The sequence below is a fragment of the Halomonas sp. DP3Y7-2 genome (genome assembly GCF_019800795.1).
Taxonomy (GTDB): Bacteria; Pseudomonadota; Gammaproteobacteria; order Pseudomonadales; family Halomonadaceae; genus Halomonas; species Halomonas litopenaei_A.
On the sequence record NZ_JAHVKJ010000004.1, the window covers coordinates 109,186 to 134,639 of the forward strand.

General features: G+C 63.6%; 17 protein-coding genes. 3 read left to right on the forward strand and 14 right to left on the reverse strand.

Annotation, left to right across the window (positions count from 1 at the left end):
• Positions 1–56: 56 nt before the first annotated feature.
• The 7 genes from KUV45_RS05155 to KUV45_RS05185 all read right to left on the reverse strand — a co-directional run bounded on the left by KUV45_RS05155 (position 57) and on the right by KUV45_RS05185 (position 9,557).
• Positions 57–1,241, reverse strand: coding sequence for an AGE family epimerase/isomerase (locus tag KUV45_RS05155; protein ID WP_222164248.1), 1,185 nt, complete (start codon positions 1,239–1,241; stop codon positions 57–59).
• Between the two features lie 115 nt (positions 1,242–1,356).
• Positions 1,357–2,172, reverse strand: a complete 816-nt coding sequence (locus KUV45_RS05160) for a Cof-type HAD-IIB family hydrolase (protein WP_206944403.1) — start codon at positions 2,170–2,172, stop codon at positions 1,357–1,359.
• Between the two features lie 171 nt (positions 2,173–2,343).
• Positions 2,344–4,053, reverse strand: a complete 1,710-nt coding sequence (nagE, locus tag KUV45_RS05165; protein ID WP_222164249.1) for an N-acetylglucosamine-specific PTS transporter subunit IIBC — start codon at positions 4,051–4,053, stop codon at positions 2,344–2,346.
• Positions 4,050–6,617: a phosphoenolpyruvate--protein phosphotransferase gene (ptsP, locus tag KUV45_RS05170; protein ID WP_222164250.1), complete on the reverse strand. Its 2,568-nt coding sequence runs from the start codon at positions 6,615–6,617 to the stop codon at positions 4,050–4,052. The genes nagE and ptsP overlap by 4 nt, the downstream gene beginning before the upstream one ends.
• Positions 6,618–6,673: 56 nt before the next feature.
• Entirely contained in the window at positions 6,674–7,693 is a 1,020-nt protein-coding gene (locus tag KUV45_RS05175; protein ID WP_206944409.1) for an SIS domain-containing protein, read from the reverse strand.
• Positions 7,677–8,813, reverse strand: a complete 1,137-nt coding sequence (gene nagA / locus KUV45_RS05180) for an N-acetylglucosamine-6-phosphate deacetylase (RefSeq protein WP_222164251.1) — start codon at positions 8,811–8,813, stop codon at positions 7,677–7,679. Before nagA ends, KUV45_RS05175 begins: the two co-directional genes overlap by 17 nt.
• A 9-nt stretch (positions 8,814–8,822) precedes the next feature.
• Positions 8,823–9,557 carry a GntR family transcriptional regulator gene (locus KUV45_RS05185; RefSeq protein ID WP_206944413.1) on the reverse strand — a complete coding sequence of 245 codons (735 nt, stop codon included), beginning with the start codon at positions 9,555–9,557 and terminating at the stop codon, positions 8,823–8,825.
• A 307-nt stretch (positions 9,558–9,864) separates the two neighbouring features.
• Between KUV45_RS05185 and KUV45_RS05190 the strand changes: the two genes are divergently transcribed.
• The 3 genes from KUV45_RS05190 to KUV45_RS05200 all read left to right on the forward strand — a co-directional run bounded on the left by KUV45_RS05190 (position 9,865) and on the right by KUV45_RS05200 (position 14,202).
• Positions 9,865–11,805: an exoribonuclease II gene (locus KUV45_RS05190; protein WP_222164252.1), complete on the forward strand. Its 1,941-nt coding sequence runs from the start codon at positions 9,865–9,867 to the stop codon at positions 11,803–11,805.
• A gap of 206 nt (positions 11,806–12,011) precedes the next feature.
• On the forward strand, positions 12,012–13,127 hold the full coding sequence (locus tag KUV45_RS05195; protein WP_222164253.1) for a glycosyltransferase: 1,116 nt from the start codon (positions 12,012–12,014) through the stop codon (positions 13,125–13,127).
• A complete protein-coding gene (locus KUV45_RS05200; protein WP_222164254.1) occupies positions 13,120–14,202 on the forward strand; it encodes a lysylphosphatidylglycerol synthase transmembrane domain-containing protein in 1,083 nt (360 codons plus the stop codon). The genes KUV45_RS05195 and KUV45_RS05200 overlap by 8 nt, the downstream gene beginning before the upstream one ends.
• A gap of 314 nt (positions 14,203–14,516) precedes the next feature.
• Here KUV45_RS05200 and sucD read toward each other — a convergent pair whose 3' ends face one another.
• The 7 genes from sucD to sdhA all read right to left on the reverse strand — a co-directional run bounded on the left by sucD (position 14,517) and on the right by sdhA (position 25,454).
• Positions 14,517–15,389 (reverse strand): succinate--CoA ligase subunit alpha, encoded by an 873-nt coding sequence (gene sucD, locus KUV45_RS05205; protein WP_206944421.1) that lies wholly within the window; start codon positions 15,387–15,389, stop codon positions 14,517–14,519.
• A complete protein-coding gene (gene sucC, locus KUV45_RS05210) occupies positions 15,389–16,555 on the reverse strand; it encodes an ADP-forming succinate--CoA ligase subunit beta (RefSeq protein ID WP_206944423.1) in 1,167 nt (388 codons plus the stop codon). Before sucC ends, sucD begins: the two co-directional genes overlap by 1 nt.
• A gap of 184 nt (positions 16,556–16,739) precedes the next feature.
• Complete coding sequence (gene lpdA / locus KUV45_RS05215; RefSeq protein ID WP_222164255.1) at positions 16,740–18,176, reverse strand: dihydrolipoyl dehydrogenase; 1,437 nt, start codon at positions 18,174–18,176, stop codon at positions 16,740–16,742.
• A gap of 63 nt (positions 18,177–18,239) precedes the next feature.
• A complete protein-coding gene (gene odhB / locus KUV45_RS05220) occupies positions 18,240–19,781 on the reverse strand; it encodes a 2-oxoglutarate dehydrogenase complex dihydrolipoyllysine-residue succinyltransferase (protein WP_222164256.1) in 1,542 nt (513 codons plus the stop codon).
• Positions 19,782–19,820: 39 nt separating this feature from the next.
• Entirely contained in the window at positions 19,821–22,658 is a 2,838-nt protein-coding gene (locus KUV45_RS05225; RefSeq protein ID WP_222164257.1) for a 2-oxoglutarate dehydrogenase E1 component, read from the reverse strand.
• A gap of 300 nt (positions 22,659–22,958) precedes the next feature.
• Positions 22,959–23,669, reverse strand: a complete 711-nt coding sequence (locus tag KUV45_RS05230) for a succinate dehydrogenase iron-sulfur subunit (protein ID WP_206944431.1) — start codon at positions 23,667–23,669, stop codon at positions 22,959–22,961.
• Positions 23,670–23,681: 12 nt separating this feature from the next.
• Complete coding sequence (gene sdhA / locus KUV45_RS05235; protein WP_206944433.1) at positions 23,682–25,454, reverse strand: succinate dehydrogenase flavoprotein subunit; 1,773 nt, start codon at positions 25,452–25,454, stop codon at positions 23,682–23,684.

The window sequence follows — 25,454 nt, forward strand, 5'->3', positions numbered from 1 at the left end:
ACCACCACTCTACCGGACCCACGGGGCCAAGCGACGCCTGGCCCCGTGGGTTCTGTTCACCCACCTTCGCGCCGTGCCAGCACGCCCATCACCTCCTGACAGGCACCCATGGTGTGATAGTCCACCTTGCCGGCCGGGCTCTTGGCGTCATCGTAGCGGCGGTTGTCCGCAGACAGGATGCGATACCAGGCACCGTGTCGATGATCCATCATATGCTGCCAGCTGTACTCCCACAGGCGCTGATACCAGCGCTGGTAGCAGCCCTTGCCGGTGACTTCCCACAGCACCGCAGCCGTGGCGAAGCTCTCTGCCTGTACCCAGAAGTACTTGTCGCCGTCACATACCTTGCCATCCAGATCGCATCCATACACCAGACCGCCATGCTGCTTGTCCCAGCCGGCTTCACAGGCACTGCTGAATAGCCGCTCTGCGGTAGGTATCAGCCAGGCGTCGTCGCGGTAACGGGACAGCAACACCAGCAGCTTGGCCCACTCGGTCTGGTGACCCACCTGATACCCCCAGGGGCGGAACAGGTGCTTGGGGTCCTGCCGGTTGTAGTCGAGGTCAGGGTTCCACTGCTGATCGTAGTGCTCCCATATCCACCCATGGGGATGCTTGCGGTTGATGCCGATGATCGAGCGCGCGATGGCCAAGGCCTGATCCAGATAGCGGGTTTCAGACGTGGCCTCGTAGGCTGCGATCAGCGCTTCGCAACCATGCATGTTGGCATTCTGGCCCCGGTAGTCCTTCAGGCGCCAACGCTCATCCGCTTCATCGGCAAAACGCTGCCACTGGGGCTCCCAGAAGTGCTGCTGCAGCATTCGGTGAACCCGACCAATGCCTGCGTAGGCCTCGGCAATCCCCGCCCGGTAGGCCTCGGCATAGGCCAGCAGCACGAAGGCCAGACCGTAGCAATGATGGGTGGTGTCCTCAGGCTTGCCATCTCGTAGCGTCCAGGCATAGCCCTGATGGCGCGTCTGAAAGTGGGCCTTCTCCAGATAGGCAAGCCCGTGGCGCGCCCAGTGCAGATACTCGGATTGACCGCTGTGCAGCGCAAACCGCGCATAGGTGACGACATAGCGCGCGCTCGACACCAGATGACGATGCTCCGCGTCATAGACGCTGCCATCATCGCGCAGGTAGTGAAAGAAACCACCGTGGGGATCGATCGCCCTGGGGTGGTAAAAGGCCATCGTGTCGCGCACGTGACGGTCGAGAAACAGCGGGTCGTATCCGTTCATCCGACGCTCCTGAGAAGTGATCCGAGGCTATGTGACTGTTCATGCTGGGCGCCAAGGCCGGTGCGAGGCCAGCGTCAGGGGCATGTCTGGGGCATTGGTGGGGCCGGCTCGGCAACTAGCCGTGCCGCTCATCCGCGAGCCCGAAGCGACGGCGCAGGCAGCGCGCCACCCCTTCTTCGGCGTGATGGCCGATCACTGTCGCCCCGGGCAGATCCTGCGCCAGCTGGGGATGGGCGTTGGCCATGACGTGGGCTTCGCCCGCAAGGCTCAGCATTTCCAGGTCATTGAGGTTGTCGCCAAAGGCCAGGCAGCGCTCTGCAGGAATCCCCAGATCGTCGAGCAGCGCAGACACGGCACTGCCCTTGTTGACCCCTGCCGCCATGATTTCGAGCGAGTGACTCATCGAATAGGTGATGTGCAAGGCATCGCCTGCTGCCTCCCGTGCGGCCGCTTCAATGGTGGCCAGCAGACGAGGCTCGCCGATGTAGAGCACCTTGCCTACACCCTGCACCTCCATTCGCTCCGTTGGCGCCACCTGGTACTCGAAGCCAGTCGCTTCATGCAGGGCCAGCAGACCAGGGGCATGATCGTCGATCAACCAGGCATCCTCGCGGTACATATTAAGGCGTACCTCTGACGGCCGGGGAAGGCCCAGCAGCATTTCCACCTGTTCCGGCCGCAGGTGCGCAGACCGCACACACTGCCCGGCAGCATCCAGGGTCCAGGCACCGTTGCTGGATATGATGTGTGCCGCCCCACCCAGTCGATCGCGAAAACCGATCATATCCCGGTGGTGTCTGCCTGAGGCGAGGCACAGCCGATGCCCCTCCCCGGCCAACGCACGCAGGGTATCAATGGTCAGCGCGGCCAGGTCGTGATCGGCACCCAGCAAGGTGCCGTCAAGGTCGGACACGATCAAGTGTGGCTGCATAAAGGCTCCAGGACGTTGCAAGTGGATCGGGCCAGGGATCGCAGCAGTCTACACCATCGACCGGCGACACAAAGGGACAGCGTCTTGCAAGCAACATATGAAAGAGCAACGGCACGCCTCTCGGCATGCCGTTGCGTAGGGTGCTTCGCCAAGGTCTCCTGGGAGACGTGCTCAGTTGGGCACCACGCCTGCCTCACGCAGGCCCACGGCCAGAGCGTCCGCATCCTTGCCGACCACCAGATGCCAGACCCCCTCTGCCACCCTTAGCACACCGTGGCAGCCCAGCTGGGCCAAGGCCTGCTCATCCAGCTCGCTATCGTGACGGACCGCCAGACGCAGGCGAGTCGCTGCGCGAACGTCCAGCGCGCGGATGTTGTCACTTCCTCCCAGGGCTCGGCGCCAGGCTGCTACCTGCTCATCGTTGAGGCTTGTCGGGGTGGACACCTTCTGTGCGACCACGACCTCGGCGGGATCAGCCCCCACTGGGGGCGTCTGCCCCTGAGCCGCCATGGCCGCACGAATCTCGTCGGCGACGGTGTCGGCGATAGGGCCCAGGATCACCTGCACACCGCCCCCACCCAGTCGCAACACACCACGAGACCCCAGTGCCTTCAGCGCTGCCTCGTCGATCTGGTCCGGCTGTTTCAGTACCAGCCTCAGACGGGTGGTACAGGCCCCCACCGCTTCGAGGTTGGCCGCCCCTCCAAGGGCGGTGGTAAAGGCGGGACCACGCTCACCGAGTTCGGCGGCGCTCATCTGGGGGTCCTGCGTCAGCGGCTCGCGTCCCGGCGTGGGCAGGTCAAACCGCACAATCGCCCAACGGAACAGGCCGTAGTAGACAAGCCCGATGACCACGCCGACCGGCAACATCATCCATCCATTGGTCGACAGACCGTAGGACAGGGCATAGTCGAAGGCCCCGGCGGAGAAGGTAAAGCCCAGCTTGACGTCGAGCCACTGCATGATGGCCATGCTGAGACCGGTCATCACCGCATGGAAGGCGTAGAGCAGCGGTGCCAGGAACATGAAGGTGAACTCGATGGGTTCCGTCACCCCGGTCAGGAAGGCGGTCAGTGCCAGTGATAGCAACAGCCCTCCGACCTGGGCCCGACGTCCCTTGTCGGCGGTGTGGTACATGGCCAGTGCCGCCGCCGGCAGGCCAAACATCATCACCGGGAAGAAGCCCGCCATGAAGCCACCGGCAGACGGATCTCCGGCAAAGAAGCGATTGAGATCGCCGGTGGCGTCGCCAAAGCTGCCGAAGACAAACCACACAAAGCTGTTGAGGACGTGGTGCAGGCCGGTGACGATCAACAGGCGATTGAGTGCGCCGTAGACAAACTTGCCGAAAGCGCCAGCGTCAATCAGCCAATGGCCAAGGGTGTCGATGGCGTGCTGTATTGGCGGCCAGCCCCAACCAAAGGCGATGCCCAGTACCACGCCAGCAAGGCCGGTGGCGATGGGGACGAAACGCCGACCACCAAAAAACGCCAGATAGTCGGGTAGCTTGATGGCCTGGAAGCGGTTGTACAGTAGCCCCGCGACGGTACCCATGATGATACCCGCCAGCACTCCCATGTTGATCTCGGGGTTGAGACTTTCCAGCACCGCATCCAGCACCAGATAGCCGATGACCCCGGCAAGGCCCGCAGCACCATTGCTGTCGTCGGCAAAGCCGACGGCCAGTCCGATGGCAAAGATCAGCGCCAGGTTGGCGAAGATCGCCTGGCCAGCGCTGGCCACAAAGGCAATGTCGAGAAGGTCAGGCTGCCCCAGCCGCAGCAGCAGGCCGGCGACCGGCAAGACGGCGATCGGCAGCATCAACGAACGCCCCAGCAGCTGCAGCGCAGCCATCAGGCGTGAGCCCAGTGAGCTTGTCATGTCATGATCCTCTCGGAAGGTGTCTCGGCGACCAGCGCGGCCTCTACCAGTTGCGTCAGTGCATGGCGCACCGATGCAGCGTCTGGCATCGCCAGCAGGGTATCGATTTCGCGCGCGATCACGCTGGCATCCAGGCGTCGCAAGCGCGCCTTCACCGCCGCTACGCTGGCAGGCTCCACCGATAGCTCGGAGACGCCCATGGCCACCAGCAGAGGACCCGCAAGCTCATCGCCGGCTGCCGCTCCGCACACTCCCACCGGGCAGCGCCCCCCGGTGCCCGCCAGGGTCGCCTGAATCAGTCGCAGCACGCCGGGGTGAAGCACATCCGCCCGGGCCGCCAGCAGCGCATCCTCGCGATCCATGGCCAGCCCATACTGGGTCAGATCGTTGGTACCGATCGACAGAAAGTCAGCCACCTTGGCCATGGCGGCGGAACATAGCGCCGCACTGGGTACTTCGATCATCGCTCCCAGCAGCGGCAGTTCGGTCAGGCGCATGTCGGCCGCCATTGCCTCCATGCGCTCGCGCACCCATTCGAGCTCGCTGGCATCGCTGACCATCGGCACCATGATGCGCAGATGACGCAGCGGCTTGACCCCCAGCAAGGCGCGTAGCTGGGTATCCAGCAATTCAGGGTGAGACTGCCACAGGCGCATGCCGCGGACCCCGAGGGCAGGGTTGGGTGACGACGGCAGCGTCAGGTACGGCAGCTGCTTGTCGGCGCCGATATCCAGGGTGCGGATGATCACTGGCTTGGCGCCCAGGGCATCAACGCTGGCCTGATATTCCTCACGCTGCTGTGCTTCGCTGGGCGCCGAGTCCCGCCCCAGGAACAGAAACTCGCTGCGCATCAGGCCGACACCATCCGCCCCACTGGCGCTTGCCTGGCGGGCCTCTTCGGCGCTGCCGATATTGGCGGCGACCTCTACCATGCGGCTATCGCGGGTCACCACTTCCAGGTGTGCCTGGCTGCGTTCTTCTTCGGCGCGGGCGGCCCGGACGGCGATCTCCTTCACCACCTGTTCGCAACGAGGCTGGTCAGGCGTCAGCTCCAGCCGCCCCTTGTCGGCATCCAGCACTACCGTGCTGCCGTGATGGGCATCGGCTGCCTCAAGCAGCGCGCCGCCCATGGCCACCAGACAGGGCACGCCCCGGGCGCGGGCCATGATCGCTACGTGGGAGGTGGTACCGCCCGCCGCCAGGCAGAGCCCCGCCGGATCATGCTGGCACAGCTCGACGAAGGATGAGGGAGTGAGGTCATCGGCCACGACAATGGCGTCTGCCGGCAGCTCCCCCAGGGCCGTTGACGGGCCATCACTGAAGGTCAGCATCACTTGACGCTGAAGGTCTTTCAGGTCAGCGATGCGACCGATCAAGATGGCGTTGCCGGTGGCGCGAAGGCGGTCGGCTTCTGCGTCCAGGGCTTCACGCCAGGCTTGCCCCGGACTGAGCCCCTCTTCCAGCCTGCTGACCGCCGATGCCACCAGGTCCGGATCTTCCAACCACGCCTGATGGGCTTCGAACACCTCAGCTTCGGCCTGCTGGCCTTCACGCAAGGCGCGTGTCCTGGACGCCTCAAGCTGCGCCCCTACCTGCTCCAGCGCCGCCATCAAGCGTGGACACTCCACCTGACGACCGTGACCTTCAAGCGGCACCTCAGGCAACCTGACGCTCAACACCGAAAGCGGCCCACTGGCCATCCCGCGACTGGCTGTCAGGCCCCCTAACTGTCCAGATTCCAGCTCCCCTGCAGCGGGGGCCGCCTGCTGAATCTCACCGGCGCCATGGCCTTCTGCTGTGGTCAGCAGGGCAACAGCACTGGCCATTGCCGCCTCAGCGTTGGCCCCTTCCACCTTGATCTGCACCGCATCGCCACACTCAAGCCCAAGATTCATCAGTGCGCTGACACTGCCGGAGCTCGCGGTGCGCGCCTTGGCACCCAGGCTCATGACGACCTGGTGGTCGCGGGCAATCGCCCTGAGCCTGGCCGCCGGACGTGCGTGCAGTCCCGCTTCAATGGCCAGCGTCACCGTGCGCTCGAGCTTTGGCCCCGCCGGCTCAACGCCAGCGACGCCGCCGGCCACCGCTGGCCTTGCCGGGCCCAGCACGATCAGTGGTTCCCCTCGCTGTACGATATCGCCGGCACGCAGCTCCAGCTCGACCCACTGGCGCTCACCGCTATCCAGCACGACCATGGGCGTCACCAACGAGGCAGCGTCGCAGGCCAGCTGGTCCAGGTCGAAGTAACACAGAGGTTCGCCTGCCTGTACCCGTTGCCCCTGGGTCACGCAGGCCTCGATACCACGACCTTCGAGCATCACGGTGTCGAGTCCAAGGTGCACCAGGACCTCGATGCCCTCATCACTCCTGATGGTAAACGCATGATGGGTGCGAGCAGACTGAACCACTTCGCCGTCACAGGGGGCATGCAAGCACCCGCCTAGCGGGTCCAGGGCGATGCCCTGGCCGAGACTGCCCTCGGCGAACACGGGATCCGGGACGTCGGCCAGGGGGACCACCACCCCCTTGACCGGCGCCACCAGGGTGACATTGCTCAAAACCATGATCTGCTCCGTATCGTTGTCATTGAGGAGAGGACGCTTGGGTGGAAGGGATCGCGCTAGACCGTGCAGGTCACCTTGCGCAGGTGACGGGGCTGATCAGGATCGATCCCCCTCGCCTCGGCGAGACGTGCCACCATCGGATAGAAGCTCTGAATGACGGACAGCGGCTCAAGGGCCTCATGGCTGGTGCCGGTCAGCGTCAGCTGTCGCCGGGCCACCCTCTCGTCAGCGGCGAGCAGCACCTTGGCCCCGACGCCTTCCAGCCATTCTGCCAGCTCCAGCAGACCGGCCTGCTCGGCGCCTGGGGGAGCGAACACCAGCACCGGGTAGCCGGGCTCGATCAACGCCATCGGCCCATGCTTGACCTCAGCTCCGCTGAACGGCTCGGCTTGGATACCGCAGGTTTCCTTGAACTTGAGCGCGGCCTCCTGGGCGATCCCCAGGCCGGCGCCACGTCCAATCACCATCAAGCGATCGACATCCTTGAGCGCTTCCACGGCAGGGCTCCAGTCCTGAGCGGCAGCCTCTACCAACCGATCGGGAAGCTCGTTGAGTGCGCCCAGCAGCATGGCACTCTCGTTCCAGTGCGCCAGCAACTGGGCCCCAGCACTCAGGGTCGCCAGGAAGCTCTTGGTGGCTGCCACGCTGCGTTCTTCTCCGGCGAACAGCGGTATCTCGATATCGCTGGCCTGCCCAAGTGGCGATTCAGCGGTGTTGACCAAGGCCAGAGTGGTAGCGCCTCCCTGCTTCAGAGCGCGCTGGCTGACCACTAGATCGGGGCTCTGGCCCGACTGGGAAATGGCAATGGATAGCTGTCCCTGAAGCTTCCAGGGGGTGCGTGCAAGCGTCGACAGGGAGGGCGGCAGCGATGCCACCGGTATCCCCCGGGCCTGCATGCACAGATAGGCCAGATAGCTGGCGGCGTGATCCGAGCTGCCCCGCGCCACCGTCACGGCAGCGCTGGGCGCTTCATGGCGCAGCCGCTCCCCCAGATCGCGCAGCAGGGTCTGGTTACGCGCCAGCTGGCCGCGCAGTCGTTCCGGCGCATTCAGCGCCTCTTCAAGCATGAGTGACATGGGGGTCTCCTGACACCAGATGACCATCCAGGTGGACAGCCGAAAGCGTTAACTGGGGATCGAGCGTGACGACATCGGCGCGCGCGCCAACCTCCAGGCGGCCCACGTCGGTGCGCCCTAGAAAGTCGGCGGGAAAACGCGACAAGCGATCCGAGGCCTCGGCCAGACTGAGGCCGAGACCGACGAAGTTGCGCAGCGCCTGATCCATCGTCAGCGTGCTGCCCGCCAGGGTGCCGTCTGCCAGGCGCACACCGCCCAGGCACTTGGAGACCGTCTGGCTTCCCAGGCGGTAGTCGCCATCGGGCATGCCTGCCGCCGCGGTGGAGTCGGTCACCGCATACAGACGCGGGATACAGCGAAGCGCAGTGCGAATAGCCCCAGGATGAACGTGCAACAGATCCGGGATGATCTCGGCATACTCAGCGTGGGCTAGCGCAGCACCGGCCATGCCGGGCTTGCGGTGATGCAGCCCGGTCATGGCATTGAACAGGTGGGTAAAGCCACAGGCGCCATGTGCCAAGGCTTCCACCCCGTCCTCGTAGCTGCCCAGGGTGTGGCCCAGCTGAACCTTGACGCCCTGTTCGCTGAGGTGACGAATCACCTCACCATGGCCGCTGATCTCGGCGGCCAGTGTGACCACCAGGATCGGGGCCAGCGCCAGCAACTCGTCCATCTCGGCCACGCTGGCGACCTGGGCATGGGCCGGCTGGGCACCGAGCTTGCCAGGGTTGATGTAGGGTCCTTCGAGATGCACGCCCAGGACTCGCGATGCCTGGGGCTCCGGCTCACGCATGTAGGTCGAGATCTCCCGCAGCACTGCGCGGACCTGTGCCGGAGTGGCGGTCATGGTCGTCGCCAGCAGGCTGGTCGTCCCAAAGCGCAGGTGAGTGCGTGCCAGGGTCGCCACCGAGGCGGCCCCCTCCATCGCGTCCGCGCCGCCGCCGCCATGCACGTGCAGGTCAATGAATCCCGGGATCAGCCGCGGAGCATCGTCTTGCTCAGGGTCGACGGGGCGACCTTCTATCGCGGCAATGCGGCCATCTTCCAGCCGCATGTGACCCAGCAACCAGCCCTCCGGGGTCAATATATTGCCGCTCAAGCGGGTAGCAGCGATCGTCATGGACACCTCCTAGCGGACAAGCTCAACGGTGAAGTCGTAGTAGTCAGTGCGACAGTAAGTAACGCTTAACTCGGCAGGAGTGTCGTCGGCGAGAAACCCCAGACGGGTGACCTTGAGCAGCGCTTGCCCTGGTGCTACCTGGGCCAGGGCGGCCAGCTCGGCATCGGCATTGACCGCCGTCACCTGCTGGCGCGCGCGGACGATCGGCGTACCGGCATCCTCCAGCCAGCGGTAGAGGGACACGTCCACATCCATGGGGTTGGGCAACACCGTGACCGGCAGGCAGCTTTCTTCGACCGCCATCACCACATCGTCGGCAAGGCGCAGACGCTTGAGCCGTGACACCTGGGCGTTGCTGGACAGCCCGAGGCGAAGGTTCTCCTCACTGCCGGGCTGGCAACGCTCACGTGCGATCCACTCCGAGCGAGGCTGAAACCCCCGCCTGGTCAACATCTCGCTGAAGCTGGTCAGGCGCGTCAGAGACTGGTCCATGCTAGGCCGGATAAAGGTGCCAGAACCGCGATCCCGTCGAATCAGGCCCGTCGTTTCCAGCTGATCAAGGGCCTTGCGGGCGGTAATTCTGGACACACCCAGCGCTTCGGCCAGGTTGCGTTCGGATGGCAAGGCTTCGCCGGCACGCCACTCGCCTCCGCGAATCGCGGCCTCCAGCTCATTCGCCAGCTGCCGATACAGGGGGGTGGCCAGCGTTCCATCAAGTCTTAGACGATCGAATCGTGAATCCATGGCGGTCAGGTCCTCGGAGCTAATAGGACCAATATAGCTCCACATGAAGACCAATTGAATACCAATCTAGTACCACATTGGTCGAACCCTGACTGTGCATTTCACGGCGAAGGGAGATGCCACTCAACACCCCGCCCGAGGTATCCAGCAGGGCGCGAAAGGAGGCCCCTGCTCTTGTCAGCGTGTCGGCAAGGGCCGATAAGTACCCACAAGATCTTGATTTCCCGTTGTCACCGAGCAAGGGGTTTGGCCGCCGCGCGAACAATCCGTATAGTGGCCCCCTTATTCCCGCCACTCGATCGTGACCATGCTGCAGAACAACGCCTTGCTGGCTCAGCTCAAGCAACAGATCCGCGATAACACCCCCCGTGTCACGGGTGTCATCAAAGCCACCGAAAAAGGCTTCGGTTTTCTCGAAACCGATGATGGTGCGTCCTACTTTGTGCCACCTCCCGCGATGAAGAAGGTGCTGCACGGCGATCGCGTCGAGGCGGTGCTGCACGAAGAAGGTGAGCGCAAGTCGGTCGAACCCGACACCTTGATCGAAAGCAACATGGAGCGCTTCGTTGCCCGAGTGCAGCTGCGCGAGGGCCGCCTGGCGGTGGTGCCCGACCACCCGTCGATCAAGACCGCCCTCAAGGCGCGCATCAAGCGCAGCCTGGACGAAAACACCATCGGCGATGGGGACTGGGTCGTAGCACGACTGGTGCGCCACCCGCTCAAGCCGGATGACCGCGCCTTCTTCACCCAGATCGACGAACTGGTGGCCAAGACCGACGACCCCGCCGTGCCGTGGCGCGTCACCCTGGCCCGCCATGCCCTCGAGCAGGAATGCCCCGACGCCGGCACCGACTGGCCGCTACGCGACGAAGGGCTCACCCGTGAGGACCTGACCGCGGAGCCGTTCTTCACCATCGACGGCGAGAAGACCCGCGACATGGACGACGCCCTGCGCGTCGAAGTCCGCGAGGACGGCGGCTGGCGCCTGTCGGTAGCCATCGCCGACCCCACCGCCTACGTGGAGGAAGGCCACGCCGCCGACCTCGAGGCCCGCACTCGTGCCTTCACCGTCTACCTGCCGGGCCAGAACGTCACCATGCTGCCCGAGCAGCTGGCCGATGATCTGTGCTCGCTGCACGAGGGCCAGGAACGCCCGGTGCTGGCCTGTCGCCTGGACGTCAACGCCGATGGCAGCCTCGGTGACTATCAGTTCTTCGCTGCCACCGCGCGTTCACAGGCTCGCCTGGTCTACGACAACGTCTCTGACTGGCTCGAGGGCCAGGGCGAGTGGGCACCTGAAGCGTCCATCGGCGATCAGCTCAAGGCCCTGCGTGATCTGACCGAGGCACGCACTCGCTGGCGCCAGGAGCACGCCCTGGTGTTCAAGGACCGTCCCGACTATGTCTTCGACCTGGACGAGGCCGGTAACGTGCTGGCGATCCGCACCGAAGAGCGGCGCATCGCCAACCGCATGATCGAAGAATCGATGATCGCCGCCAATGCGTGCTGCGCGGCGCTGCTTGCCGACAAGGTTGGTCATGGCATCTTCAACGTCCATCGTGCCTTCGAGGACGACAAGGCCGAGGCCGCCCAGAGCTTCCTGGAGACCCAGGACATCAGCGTCGAACGTGAGGCGCTGACCGACCTGTCCCGCTACAAGGAGCTCAAGCGCGCGCTGGAAAGTCGCGATGACGCCTGGCTGGATGCCCGCCTGCGCAAGTTCCAGGGCTTCACCGCCATGTCGGCCCAGCCGGGTCCGCACTTTGGCCTGGGACTGGCCGCCTATGCCACCTGGACCTCCCCGATCCGCAAGTACGGCGACATGGTCAACCATCGCCTGATCAAGCGCGTGCTCAAGGGCGAGCAGGCCCCCAAGGAAGCCAGCATCGAGCTGACCGAACAGCTGACCGAGCGTCGTCGTCTCAACCGCCTCGCGGAACGTGACGTCAAGGATTGGCTGTACGTGCGCTACCTGACCCCGGCGGCCAAGCAGCAAGATGTGTTCGAGGCCGAGATCATCGCGATCAACCGCGGCGGCATGCGCGTGCGCCTGACCGCCAATGGCGCGACCGCCTTCGTCCCGGCTCCGCTGATGCACGCTGACCGCGACAAGGTGGTGGTGGACGACAAGGAAGGCCGCATCCAGATCGAAGGTGAAGAGCGCTTCAAGCTCGGCGACAGCGTGCGTGTCGCCCTGACCGAAGCCAAGGAAGAAACCCGCTCGCTGGTGGCCCAGCCCACCGTCTGAGCGGTTGCGCTACCCGCTAGCGGCCAGACCGCGCCGCTAGCGGGCAGGGCTATCTAGTAGTGCGTATCGTGATAGAACAAAAAACGGCGACCCTTGGGTCGCCGTTTTTTTGTTGGGCCTCAATGCGCACCGCCTCCCCCTGTCGCAGAACTGTCGCATTTCCCTCGTAGGCTCGTGGCTACGATGTCACTGCCACGGAGGCTTCCTTGCATCTCGCCGACGTCACCATGTTCCACGCGCCGTCTAGCGGCGGTGTTCGTACTTATCTGCAGGCCAAGCACCGGGTCTTTTCACGCTTTCCCGAGTGGCGCACAAGCCTGGTGGTGCCTGGCGCAGAGCGAGACAGTCTAGGGGACCACCATCAGCTGCCCTCCTTGCGTATTCCCCTGGGACAAAGCTATCGCTTTCCGCTTCGCCGTCGCCCCTGGAAAGACGCGCTCGTGGACCTGGCCCCCGACCTGATCGAGGCCGGCGATCCCTACGTGACGGCCTGGGCCGCCCTGGACGCCGGCCAGCAGCTTGGGATACCCGTGGTCGGCTTCTATCACTCGGATCTTCCACGCCTGATGGGCGATCGTTTCGGCGCCCCAGTGCGACGGCGTCTGGAGCGCTATGTGGTCAACCTCTACCAGCGCTTTGACAGCGTGCTGGCGCCCTGCCAGGCCATGGCAGACCGGCTTGCCTCCTGGGGCGTCGATCGCGTACGCGTGCAACCCCTTGGGGTGGATCTGGCCACCTTCCATCCTGACAAACGGGATCCAGCATTGAGACTCAAGCTGGGCCTGGAGGCAGATAGCCGCTTGCTGGTCTTTGTGGGCAGGTTCTCCCAGGAAAAGAACATCGACATTCTGCTGGACACTGCCAAGCGCCTGGGCCACCCCTATCACCTGCTGTTGATGGGTCCTGGCATGCCAACCCAGGTACCGTCCAACGTCAGCGTGATCAACCGCTGCGTTGGCACCCATGAAGTCGCCAGGGCCCTGGCCTCCAGCGATGCGCTGCTGCATGCGGGCACCCGCGAAACCTTCGGGCTGATCGCCCAGGAAGCGATGGCCAGCGGAATCCCGGTGATCGGGGCACGCGCCGGGGCCTTGATCGAGAACGTTCCGCTGGGCGGTGGCATTCTGTGTCAGCCGCATTCTGCCTCGGCCATGGCCGAGGCCACCGAAGCCCTGTTCGCCAACGATCCCAAGGCCTCGGGACGCCATGCTCGGCGCTTCGTCGAACGTCAGTTCGATTGGGACAAGGTCATGCTGTCACTGCTGCACCACTATGAAGCCGTCGTCGACCCTATCGTTCCTGCCAAGCGACGCCATGGCTGAAGGGCCATCCACCGATAGCCGACTCAGGCTTGCCCAAGACGGCGCGCGTCAGTCTCCCCGACATCGCACAGGACTGCTGGTGAAGGCCGGCCTGCTGGCCCTGACCATCGTGCTCTCGCTGGTGCTGCCCTGGTGGCTGGGAGGGACTGGCACCCTGGGCGCGGTCATGGCCTTTCCCCCTGAAACGCTGTGCCTGATGGTGGCGTTGGCGATCCTCTGCTGGAACCTGAACGCGGCGCGCCTGCGGCTAATGCTGAATGGCCGCGCAGGACGGCTTGGCCAGACGGGTGCCCTGGCCATCGAGATGTCGTCAAAATTCGCCCTATGCGCCACTCCGGCCGGCGGTGGCGGCGTCGCCACGCTACTGTGGCTGCTGTCGCGCCGGGGTTATCCCGCAGCTCAGGGCTCGGCGATCTTTCTGGTCGACCAGCTGGCCGACATGCTGTTCTTCAGCCTGATGCTGGGGCTGCTGGTGGCGCTGTCGCTGGGAGGAGTGGCAAGCTGGCCTCACCAGTCACTGGTCGAGGCGGCACTGATCGGGCTCATGGTCGCACTGGCCGCTTTCACCGCCATCATCGTCTGGCTACCGCGATGGCTGCGCTATCCGCCGCGGTTGTCCGTCATTACGCCCTGGTGGCCTGCACGCCTGTCTCCCACGCCGCGAGCAAGACGCTGGGTCGTCAGGCGCTTGCTGCGCTGTCGCCACACCCTTATGAACACACTTCAGCTGCCGCCACCGATACTCGCAGGCATCTTCCTGCTTTGCAGCCTGCATTGGCTGGCACGCTACAGCCTTCTTTATCTGGCGGTGCTCGGTGTCGGTGGCCAGGCCGACTGGGCCTGGACCTTTCTGGTCCAGATGCTGGCCATGGCCGCCAGCCAGCTCAGCGTGCTACCCGGCGGCGCCGGGGCTGCTGAAGTCAGCGTCGGCGCGCTGCTGCTGCCCGTCATGGCGCGGGAGCAAGCGGCCGCCGCAGTGATCATCTGGCGCCTGGTCAGCTATCACCTTTACCTGGTGGCCGGGGCCCCGGTCTTTGCGGTGCAGCTATCAAGCGTGTGGAAGCGTCGCTGCTAAGGCGTCAGGGCGGGCGTCAGGGCGGGCGTCAGAGCGTCAAGGCTCTCGCCCGCCAGCTCAGAGGCCTTTAGACCTGGCGATAGACCTGCACGTTAGACCCGCACGTTAGCCCCGCACATTAGACCCAAACGTTAGCCCCGCACATTAGACCCAAACGTTAGCCCCCCAGACGATAGACCCGCAATCTAGCCCCGCGATCTAGCCCCGCACATTTGAGACCAGAGTTCCAGGCGACATATCCGTGGAAACGCCCACAAAAAAAGGCCACCCGAAGGTGGCCTTTGTGCTGACGCCTATTGTGACGCCAGGACCGCTTACCAGCCGGTCGCTTCCTTCAGGGCATCGCCGATCTGGGCGAGGGAACGCACGGTCTTGACGCCCGCCGCTTCCAGAGCCGCGAACTTCTCGTCCGCAGTGCCCTTGCCGCCAGCGATGATGGCACCAGCGTGGCCCATGCGCTTGCCAGGAGGCGCAGTCACACCTGCAATGTAGGAGACCACCGGCTTGGTGACGTGCTCCTTGATGTAGGCAGCGGCTTCTTCCTCGGCGGTACCGCCGATTTCACCGATCATGACGATGGCTTCGGTGGCCGGATCCTTCTCGAACATCTCGAGGATGTCGATGAAGTTGGAGCCCGGGATCGGGTCGCCGCCGATACCCACACAGGTGGACTGGCCGAAACCATGGTCAGTCGTCTGCTTGACCGCTTCATAGGTCAGGGTGCCGGAACGAGACACGATACCGACCTTGCCAGGCTTGTGGATGTGGCCCGGCATGATGCCGATCTTGGTCTCGCCAGGAGTGATGACACCCGGGCAGTTCGGACCGATCAGACGCACGCCCAGCTCGTCGCACTTGACCTTGACGTCCAGCATGTCGAGGGTCGGAATGCCTTCGGTGATGCACACGATCAGCTTGATGCCGGCGTTGGCCGCTTCCAGGATGGAATCCTTGCAGAAGGGAGCGGGCACGTAGATCACGCTGGCTTCAGCGCCGGTCTGCTCGACGGCTTCCTTGACGGTGTTGAACACCGGCAGGCCCAGGTGTTCCTGGCCGCCCTTGCCCGGGGTCACACCGCCGACCATCTTGGTGCCGTAGGCGATGGCCTGTTCGGAGTGGAAGGTCCCCTGGCCGCCAGTGAAGCCCTGGCAGATGACCTTGGTGTTCTTGTCGATCAGGATGCTCATTACTTGCCCTCCGCTGCCTTGACAACCTGCTGAGCCGCATCGGTGAGGCTCTTGGCAGCGATGATGTTCAGACCGCTGGAGGCCAGTTTCTCGGCACCCAGCTCGGCGTTGTTACCTTCCAGACGCACGACGACCGGCACGTTCACGCCGACCTGCTCGACAGCACCGATGATACCTTCGGCGATCATGTCGCAACGCACGATGCCACCGAAGATGTTGACCAGTACCGCCTGGACGCTGTCGTCGGACAGGATGATCTTGAAGGCTTCCGCCACACGTTCCTTGGTGGCACCGCCGCCCACGTCAAGGAAGTTGGCCGGCTGGCCACCGTGGAGCTTGATGATGTCCATGGTGCCCATGGCCAGACCAGCACCGTTGACCATGCAGCCAATGTTGCCTTCCAGGGCCACGTAGTTCAGGTCCCACTGGGCGGCGTTGGCTTCGCGCTCGTCTTCCTGAGACGGGTCACGCATTTCCTGCAGGTCCGGGTGGCGATACAGCGCGTTGCCATCCAGGTTGATCTTGGCGTCGAGGCAGTGCAGGTTGCCTTCGTCGGTGATCACCAGCGGGTTGATCTCGAGCAGCGCCAGGTCCTTGTCGTGGAACATCTTGGACAGGCCCAGGAAGATCTTGGTGAACTGCTTGACCTGGGCACCCTCGAGGCCCAGGGCGAAGGCCAGTTCACGCGCCTGGTACGGCTGCGCGCCGACCAGCGGATCGATCTCGGCCTTGAGAATCTTCTCAGGCGTCTCTTCGGCGACCTTCTCGATCTCGACACCACCTTCGGTGGATGCCATGAACACCACGCGGCGGGTGCCACGATCCACCACCGCGCCCAGGTAGAGCTCGTTGGCGATGTCGGTGCAGTTCTCGACCAGAATCTTGGCGACCGGCTGACCGTGTTCATCGGTCTGGAAGGTCACCAGGTTCTTGCCCAGCCACTGCTCGGCGAAGGCCTTGGCCTCGTCCGGGCTCTTGATCAGCTTGACGCCACCGGCCTTGCCGCGGCCGCCAGCGTGCACCTGGGCCTTGACGACCCACTGCTCGCCACCGATCTTCTTGCACGCCTCATAGGCTTCTTCCGGGGTGTCGCAGGCAAAGCCCTTGGAAACAGGCAGACCATAGTCGGCAAACAGCTGCTTGCCTTGATACTCGTGAAGGTTCATCGATTCATGCCATTGGTTGCATGTGACTCGAACGGCGCCCCACCCTGCCCCGCAGGATCAGTCGTGTGGGACGCCACCGACCGCCACCGATACATGGTCGGCGGCGATGCGTCGGCAACAAGCGCCGGCAAGCCTGCCAGAGCTGCACAGGCTTGCCGGAGTGCGCCGGACGCTTGTTGTCTTGCTAGCGCTTCTTGCGGTTGGCGACGTGGATGGCATGGCCTTCCACTGCCAGTGCGGCTTCGTGAACCGCCTCGGACAGACTCGGGTGCGCGTAGCAGGTCAACGCCAGGTCCTCGGCACTGGAGCCGAATTCCATGGCGATCACACCCTGGGCGATCAGCTCACCGGCATGCTGGCCGACGATATGCATGCCCAGCACGCGATCGGTTTCCGCATCGGCGATGATCTTGGCCTGACCGTCGGTGGCGTTGTTGGCCATGGCACGACCGCTTGCCGCAAACGGGAAGCTGCCGGTCTTGACCTTGATGCCAGCCGCCTTGGCGTCCTGCTCGTTCATGCCGACCCACGCCACCTCGGGGTGGGTGTAGATCACGCTGGGGATGGCGTCATAGTTCATCTGGGCCTTATGGCCAGCGATGACGTCAGCCACCATCACGCCCTCTTCAGAGGCCTTGTGGGCCAGCATCGGGCCACGCACGCAGTCGCCGATGGCGAAAACGCCCGGCACGCTGGTGCGGCACTGATCGTCGACGTGAATGAAACCACGCTGATCCAGCTCGACGCCCAGGCCATCAGCGACCACGCCCTTGGTGTAAGGACGACGGCCGACGCAGACAATCAGCTTGTCGAAGGTCAGTTCCTTCTCGCCTTCATTGTCTTCGTACTTGACGACCACTTCCTCGCCCTTGACCTCGGAGCCGGTCACGCGAGCATTCAGCTTGATATCCAGGCCCTGCTTCTTGAGCAGTTTCTGGGTTTCCTTGCCGATGGCGGAGTCGACCATGGGCAGGAAGCTGTCGAGCGCTTCCAGCACGGTCACGTCGGAACCCAGACGGCTCCATACGCTACCGAGCTCGAGGCCAATGACGCCGGCACCGATCACGCCAAGACGCTTGGGCACGTCCTGGAATTCGAGCGCGCCGGTGGAGTCGACGATCAGGCCTTCGGTCAGCGGTGTCGGCGGAATCTCTACCGGCACGGAGCCAGCGGCGATCACGATGTTATCCGCTTCGACGGTGCTGGTGCCGCCGTCCTTGTCAGTGACCTCGACCTTGTTCTTGGCCACGACCTTGCCGGTCCCTTCGATGGCAGTCACGCCATTGGCCTTGAACAGTCCGGAGATACCGCCGGTCAGCTGCTTAACGATCTTGTCCTTGCGGGCCATCATCTTGGACACGTCCATGCTGACGTCGCCCGCCTGAATACCCATGTCGTCGAAGTCGTGCTTGGCTTCGACGTACTTGTGGGACGCCTCGAGCAGCGCCTTGGACGGAATACAGCCCACGTTCAGGCAGGTACCGCCGTGCACTACCTTGCCTTCCTTGCCGATCCACTTCTCGACGCAGGCAGTCTTCAGACCCAGCTGGGCAGCACGGATGGCGGCCACGTAGCCCCCCGGGCCCGCGCCAATGACGATCACATCATACTTGTCGGCCATGTTGGCTCCTGTTCGTTCTGTGTGCAGAGGCTCTGCAATAAATCCCTGTCACTGCCAATCAGGTCAGATTTCCAGCAGCAGACGCGCCGGATCCTCGAGCAGCTCCTTGATGGTGACCAGGAACTGCACCGCGTCCTTGCCATCGATCATACGGTGGTCATAAGACAGCGCGAGGTACATCATCGGGCGAATCTCAACCTTGCCGTTGACCGCCATCGGGCGCTCCTGAATCTTGTGCATACCGAGGATCGCGGTCTGCGGGGGATTCAGGATCGGCGTGGACATGAGCGAGCCGAAGATGCCGCCGTTGGTGATGGTGAAGGTGCCGCCCTGCATGTCTTCAATGCCCAGCTTGCCTTCGCGACCACGCTTGCCGAAGTCGACAATGCCTTTCTCGACGTCGGCGATCTTCATGCTGTCGGTGTCACGCAGCACCGGCACCACCAGGCCACGATCGGTGGATACGGCCACGCCGATATCCTGGTAGCCGTGGTAGACGATGTCATCGCCGTCGATAGACGCATTGACGTCCGGGAAGCGCTTGAGCGCCTCGGAGGCCGCCTTGACGAAGAAGCCCATGAAGCCAAGCTTGACGTCGTGGGCCTTCAGGAAGGTGTCCTTGTACTGCGAGCGCAGCTCCATCACCGCACCCATGTCCACCTCGTTGTAGGTGGTCAGCATGGCAGCGGTCTGCTGGGCCTGGACCAGACGCTTGGCAATGGTCTTGCGCAGGCGCGTCATCGGCACGCGCTTCTCGGGGCGCTCGCCCTCGACGGCAGGTGCTGCCGCACTGGCGGCGGCCTTCTTGGCCGGCGCTGCCTTCTTGGCACTGCCTTCCTTGACCGCCTTGAGCACGTCTTCCTTGAGCACGCGACCGTCCTTGCCGGTACCCGTGATCGCGCTGACATCAAGGTCGTGCTCGGCGATCAGCTTGCGCGCCGCCGGTGCCACGATCTTGTCGCCCACCTGCTCGTCGCTGCCACCGTCATCGGCACTGGCCTTCGGAGCCTGCTTGTCAGCGGTCGGAGCGGCACCACCAGCGCCGACTTCGAAGATCGCCAGCACGGCTTCCGACTCGACGGTGCCGCCTTCCTCGACCTTGATCTCGGCGAGCGCGCCATCTTCCGGTGCGACCACTTCCAGCACGACCTTGTCAGTCTCGATCTCGGCCAGCACTTCATCGCGCTTGACCGCTTCACCGACCTTCTTGGTCCAGCTCGCTACGGTGCCTTCCTGAACAGATTCAGGGAAGCTCGGCGCCTTGACGTCACGCTTCTCACCACCGCCCTTGGGAGCTTCTTGCGCGTCGCCCTCGGCGTCGCCCTTTTCAGCCGGCTTGGCCTCTGACTTCTGCTCGGCGCTGCCGCCGCCTTCACCGATGCGGCCCAGCACTTGCTCGGACTCTACCGTGTCGCCTTCTTCCACCAGCACTTCGGACAGGGTGCCAGCTTCCACCGCCACAACCTCGAGCACGACCTTGTCGGTCTCGATCTCGACGATCAGCTCGTCACGCTCGACGCTGTCACCGGGCTTCTTGTGCCAGGTGCCCACGGTGCCCTCGGCAACGGATTCCGGAAAGGATGGTGCCTTGATCTCGGTAGCCATGTCGTATCCTTAATGTTCTCTCTCTTCCCGATGGTCGCCTTAGAGATTGAAGGCGTCTTCCACCAGTTGGCGCTGCTGTTCGGTATGTACGGACATGTAGCCCGCCGCGGGTGCCGCTGACGCCGGCCGTCCAGCAAACTTCAGCTGGGAGCCCAGACCGTCCTTGAGCGAGTCGGCAACGACACGCAGGTTGTGCTGCATGGAGTACCAGGCACCCTGGTTGAGGGGCTCTTCCTGACACCAGACGATATCGGTGACGTTGGAGTACTCCTTGAGCGTTTCGATCAGCTCTTCCTTGGGGAAGGGGTAGAGCTGCTCGACGCGAACAATCGCCACGTCGTCGCGCAGGTTCTCCTCGCGCCAGTTAGCCAGGTCGTAGTAGACCTTGCCGGCACACATGATGATCCGCTCGACCTTGTCGGCATCACGCTGCCCCTGATCCTGCAGCACCATGTTGAAGCTGCCTTCGGCCAGTTCTTCCAGGCTCGAGGTCGCTTCCTTGTGGCGCAGCAGGCTCTTCGGCGACATCACCACCAGCGGCTTGCGCAGCGGGCGAATCACCTGGCGACGCAGCAGGTGGAAGATCTGGGCCGGCGTGGTCGGGACACAGACCTGCATGTTGTGCTCGGCACACAGCTGCAAGAAGCGCTCGAGACGTGCTGACGAGTGCTCAGGCCCCTGCCCTTCAAAGCCGTGAGGCAGCAGCATGGTCAGGCCACACAGACGTCCCCACTTGGTCTCGCCAGACGAGATGAACTGGTCGACCACGACCTGGGCACCGTTGAAGAAGTCACCGAACTGAGCTTCCCAGATGACCAGCGCATTAGGCATGGTCGTCGAGTAGCCATACTCGAAGGCCAGCACCGCTTCCTCGGAGAGGAAGGAGTCGTGAATGGTGAAGCGCGGCTGACCGTCTGCCATGTGCTGAAGCGGCACATGGGTGGAGCCATCCTTCTGGTTGTGAATCACCGCGTGACGGTGAGAGAAGGTGCCACGCCCTACGTCCTGACCGGTCAGACGGATCGGATGGCCCTGATCCAGCAGCGTCGCGTAGGCCAGAGTCTCGGCAAAGCCCCAGTTCATGGCCATGCCACCGCCCTGCATCTTGCGGCGGTCTTCGTAGATCTTGGCGACCTGACGCTGCACCTTCACACCGTCCGGAATCTCGCACATCTTGGCGGCGAGCTGCTTCAGTCGCTTCATGTCGAAACTGGTATCGGCGTGTCCGGTCCACTCATGACCCAGGTACGGCTTCCAGTCGACAAACAGCGAGGTGTTGGGTTCCTGCACCAGCGCATTGGCCACGTGATTACCGGCGACCAGGTCATCGCGGTACTTCTCGACCACGGCCTTGGCGTCGTCTTCGGACAGCACGCCCTGCTTCACCAGACGGTCGGCGTAGAGGGCACGAGAAGACGGATGATCCTTGATCTTCTGGTACATCATCGGCTGAGTGCCGGAGGGCTCGTCCGCTTCGTTGTGCCCGCGACGACGGTAGCAGACCAGGTCGATGACCACGTCCTTCTTGAACTGCTGACGATAGTCCAGTGCCACCTGGGTCACGTGGAGCACCGCGTCGGGATCGTCACCGTTCACGTGCAGGATCGGGGCCTGCACCATCTTGGCGATATCGGTGCAGTACTCGGTGGAGCGTGCATCTTCCGGGTGGGACGTGGTGAAGCCCACCTGGTTGTTGATGACGATATGCACCGTGCCGCCAGTCTTGTAGGCGCGGGTCTGGGACATCTGGAATGTCTCCATCACCACACCCTGGCCAGCAAAGGCCGCGTCACCGTGAACGTTGATCGGCAGCACCTTGCCACCGTCAAGGTCATCACGACGATCCTGGCGAGCACGCACGGAGCCTTCCACCACTGGCGCCACGATCTCGAGGTGCGAGGGGTTGAAGGACATCGCCAGGTGAACTTCGCCACCAGGCGTCATCACGTTGGAGCTGAAGCCCTGGTGATACTTGACGTCGCCGGAGCCGCGCTCAATCAGCTTCTTGCCGTCGAACTCGTCGATCAGCTCACCCGGGTTCTTGCCGAGAATATTGACCAGCACGTTCAGGCGGCCACGGTGGGCCATGCCGATGACGACTTCCTTGGTGCCGTAGCTTCCGGCGCGCTGGATCAGTTCGTCCATCATCGGGATGAAGGTCTCGCCACCCTCGAGGCCGAAGCGCTTGGTGCCGGGGTACTTGGAGGCCAGGTAGCTCTCCAGACCTTCGGCGGCTGTCAGACGCTCGAAGAGCTGCTTGCGGCGGTCATCACCAAAGTCTGGCGCAGAGCGCACGGACTCGAAACGCTGCTGCAGCCAGCGCTTCTCTTCCGTATCGACGATGTGCATGAACTCGCAGCCGGTCGCGCGGCAATAGGTGCGATCCAAGGCATCGACGATTTCCTTGAGCGTTGCCTGCTCCTTGCCCAGGAAGAAGGACCCGGTCTGGAACTCGGTGTCGAGGTCGGCCTTCGACAGCTGGTGGAACGCAAGATCCAGATCCGGCACCGGCTTGGCATCGCGCAGCCCCAAGGGGTCGATGTCGGCCTTCTGGTGACCACGGAATCGGTAGGCGTTGATCAGCTGCAGGACCTTGACCTGCTTGCGGCTTTCTTCGCTGTCGGCAGTCGCTGCGCTGGCCACCGCGGTGCGGCGCTCGCGGCCCAGCTGATAGAACTGATCACGGATCGGTGAGAGGGGGGTCTCGTCGGACGGGGCGCCTTCCTGGCGGGACAACTCGTCGAAGTAGTCGCGCCATTCATCGGGGACGGCGCTGGGGTCGTCGAGGTACTGCTCGTAGAGCGCTTCCACGTAGTGGACGTTGCTGCCCGTCACGTGAGAGGAGCGCCACATCAACTCCATTATGCCTTGTTGCATCTCTCGGTCACCCTGCACTGATGGGGTGGTAGTGGGCTCGATGCTAATCCGTACCGCGGGCGTGCTGTCACAGGACATCTAGCGCGATGCCCTGCCCTTCATCACCCATGGCACTGACTATCAGCGAGCGCCCTGGTGGTTCTGCCGCGACCTGTCGGCCGTCGGTCTCTCTGCCTTGCGGTCTTGCTTCATGCTCAAAAGCCGGTGCCCATGGCACCGGCTCTTGACGCTGTCATCCGCGGGCGCGACATCGTGTCGCGCCCGCGAACCGGGACATGATAACAAGCCCGGCGCCACGTTTTAAGTGGCATTCGCGAGCAACATCTCGCGGATCTTGCCGATCGCCCGAGTGGGGTTAAGCCCTTTAGGGCACACCGCCACACAGTTCATGATGCCGCGGCAGCGGAACACGGAGAACGGGTCCTCGAGCTCGGACAGACGCTGCTGGGTGGCCGTATCGCGCGAGTCGGCCAGGAAGCGGTAGGACTGCAGCAGACCCGCAGGACCAACGAACTTCTCCGGGTTCCACCAGAACGACGGGCAGGAGGTCGAGCAGCAGGCGCACAGGATGCACTCGTAGAGACCGTCGAGCTTGTCGCGCTCTTCGGGGGCCTGCAGACGCTCGATCGCCGGCGCCGGCGTATCGTTCTGAAGGTACGGCTGAATCTTCTCGTACTGCTTGTAGAACAGCGCCATATCGACCACCAGGTCACGAATGACCGGCAGCCCAGGCAGCGGGCGCAGTACCAGCTTGTTGTTCTTGACCACTTCAGACAGCGGCGTGATGCAGGCCAGGCCGTTCTTGCCGTTCATGTTCATGCCGTCGCTGCCGCAGACGCCTTCACGGCAGCTGCGACGGAAGGCGACAGAGCTGTCGTCTTCCTTGATCAGCTCGAGCAGGTTCAACACCATCAGGTCACGACCCTGGGTGTCGACCTCGAACTCCTGCATGTAGGGTGCGGAGTCGGTTTCCGGATTGTAGCGGTACAGGGATACCTGAAGCTTTGACATGCTGACTCCCCCTTAGTAGGTGCGGATTTTCGGCTCGAACTTGTCCATGGTCTTCGGCGCAAAGTTGACGTCGCGCTGACCGACGCGCTTGTCGCCGGGGAAGAACATGGAATGCTTGAGCCAGTTGGCGTCGTCGCGATCCGGATAGTCGTAACGCGAGTGTGCGCCGCGGCTTTCCTTACGCTCCAGGGCAGCGATGGCGGTGGCTTCAGCCACTTCCATCAAGTTGTCCAGCTCCAGCGCCTCGACACGTGCGGTATTGAACGCATGCGACTTGTCCGCCAGGTGAGCGTTGGCAATACGGCCGCGCAGCTCCGCCAGTTTCTCCACACCCTCGACCATGTTCTTCTCTTCACGGAAGACGCCGAAGGAGTTCTGCATGATGCTCTGCAGCTCGCGCTTGAGCTCAGGCACGCTCTCACCGCCCTCGGACTCGTTCCAGCGAGTGATGCGCTTCATCGCCGTCTCGATGTCGGACTCGCGGGCATCCAGGTATTCGATACCTTCGTTCAGAGCACTCTCGATGTACATGCCCGCGGCACGCCCGAAGACCACCAGGTCCAGCAGCGAGTTGCCGCCCAGACGGTTGGCGCCGTGGACAGATACGCAGGCAGCTTCGCCACAGGCATACAGACCGTTGATGATCTGGTCGTTGCCATCAGCATCCTGAGCAATCGCCTGACCGTGCACGTTGGTCGCGATGCCGCCCATCATGTAGTGACACGTCGGCACCACCGGAATCGGCTCCTTGGCCGGGTCCACGTGGGCGAAGGTCTTGGCCAGCTCGACGATCCCGGGAAGGCGCTTGGACAGCACTTCTTCGCCCAGATGGTCCAGCTTGAGGAAGACGTGATCGCCGTTTTCGCCACAGCCACGTCCTTCCAGAATCTCCATGACCATGGAGCGAGCGACCACGTCACGGCCGGCCAGGTCCTTGGCGTTCGGGGCGTAACGCTCCATGAAGCGCTCGCCGTCCTTGTTCACCAGGTAGCCACCCTCACCGCGACACCCTTCGGTCACCAGCACGCCTGCGCCGTGGATGCCGGTCGGGTGGAACTGCCACATTTCCATGTCCTGCATCGGCACGCCGGCGCGCAGGGCCATGCCGATACCGTCGCCGGTATTGATCAGGGCATTGGTAGTGGAGGCATAGATACGGCCGGAACCACCGGTGGCCAGAACGGTCGCCTTGGACTTGACGTGCACCACTTCGCCCGTCTCGATGTCCATGGCGATACAACCCACCACGTCGCCGTTGGCATTCTTCACCAGATCGACGGCGTACCACTCGTTGAGGAAGGTGGTGTTGTTTTTCAGATTGTTCTGATACAGCGTGTGCAGCAGAGCGTGTCCAGTACGGTCGGCAGCGGCACAGGTACGTGCTGCCTGGCCACCCTCGCCGAAGTTCTTGGACTGACCGCCAAACGGGCGCTGGTAGATACGACCGTTGTCAAAACGGGAGAACGGCAGGCCCATGTGCTCAAGTTCGAACACCGCCTTCGGCCCTTCGGAACACATGTACTCCGCGGCGTCCTGGTCGGTGATGTAGTCACCCCCCTTGACGGTGTCATACATGTGCCAGCGCCAATCGTCATTGGGATCGGCAGAAGCGATGGCACAGGTGATACCCCCCTGGGCGGACACGGTATGCGAACGGGTCGGAAAGACCTTGGACAGCACCGCGGTCTTCTTGCCGGACTTGGCCAGCTCCAGTGCGGCACGCAGGCCAGCACCACCGCCACCGATGATGATGGCGTCAAAGGTCAAACTACGCATGGTTGACAT

What these genes read in the sequence shown, in the direction of transcription:
- KUV45_RS05155 (WP_222164248.1), bottom strand. Translation starts at nt 1,241, where the DNA reads ATGAACGGATACGACCCGCTGTTTCTCGACCGTCACGTGCGCGACACG.
- KUV45_RS05160 (WP_206944403.1), bottom strand. Translation starts at nt 2,172, where the DNA reads ATGCAGCCACACTTGATCGTGTCCGACCTTGACGGCACCTTGCTGGGT.
- nagE (WP_222164249.1), bottom strand. Translation starts at nt 4,053, where the DNA reads ATGACAAGCTCACTGGGCTCACGCCTGATGGCTGCGCTGCAGCTGCTG.
- ptsP (WP_222164250.1), bottom strand. Translation starts at nt 6,617, where the DNA reads ATGGTTTTGAGCAATGTCACCCTGGTGGCGCCGGTCAAGGGGGTGGTG.
- KUV45_RS05175 (WP_206944409.1), bottom strand. Translation starts at nt 7,693, where the DNA reads ATGTCACTCATGCTTGAAGAGGCGCTGAATGCGCCGGAACGACTGCGC.
- nagA (WP_222164251.1), bottom strand. Translation starts at nt 8,813, where the DNA reads ATGACGATCGCTGCTACCCGCTTGAGCGGCAATATATTGACCCCGGAG.
- KUV45_RS05185 (WP_206944413.1), bottom strand. Translation starts at nt 9,557, where the DNA reads ATGGATTCACGATTCGATCGTCTAAGACTTGATGGAACGCTGGCCACC.
- KUV45_RS05190 (WP_222164252.1), top strand. Translation starts at nt 9,865, where the DNA reads ATGCTGCAGAACAACGCCTTGCTGGCTCAGCTCAAGCAACAGATCCGC.
- KUV45_RS05200 (WP_222164254.1), top strand. Translation starts at nt 13,120, where the DNA reads ATGGCTGAAGGGCCATCCACCGATAGCCGACTCAGGCTTGCCCAAGAC.
- sucD (WP_206944421.1), bottom strand. Translation starts at nt 15,389, where the DNA reads ATGAGCATCCTGATCGACAAGAACACCAAGGTCATCTGCCAGGGCTTC.
- sucC (WP_206944423.1), bottom strand. Translation starts at nt 16,555, where the DNA reads ATGAACCTTCACGAGTATCAAGGCAAGCAGCTGTTTGCCGACTATGGT.
- lpdA (WP_222164255.1), bottom strand. Translation starts at nt 18,176, where the DNA reads ATGGCCGACAAGTATGATGTGATCGTCATTGGCGCGGGCCCGGGGGGC.
- odhB (WP_222164256.1), bottom strand. Translation starts at nt 19,781, where the DNA reads ATGGCTACCGAGATCAAGGCACCATCCTTTCCGGAATCCGTTGCCGAG.
- KUV45_RS05225 (WP_222164257.1), bottom strand. Translation starts at nt 22,658, where the DNA reads ATGCAACAAGGCATAATGGAGTTGATGTGGCGCTCCTCTCACGTGACG.
- KUV45_RS05230 (WP_206944431.1), bottom strand. Translation starts at nt 23,669, where the DNA reads ATGTCAAAGCTTCAGGTATCCCTGTACCGCTACAATCCGGAAACCGAC.
- sdhA (WP_206944433.1), bottom strand. Translation starts at nt 25,454, where the DNA reads ATGTCAACCATGCGTAGTTTGACCTTTGACGCCATCATCATCGGTGGC.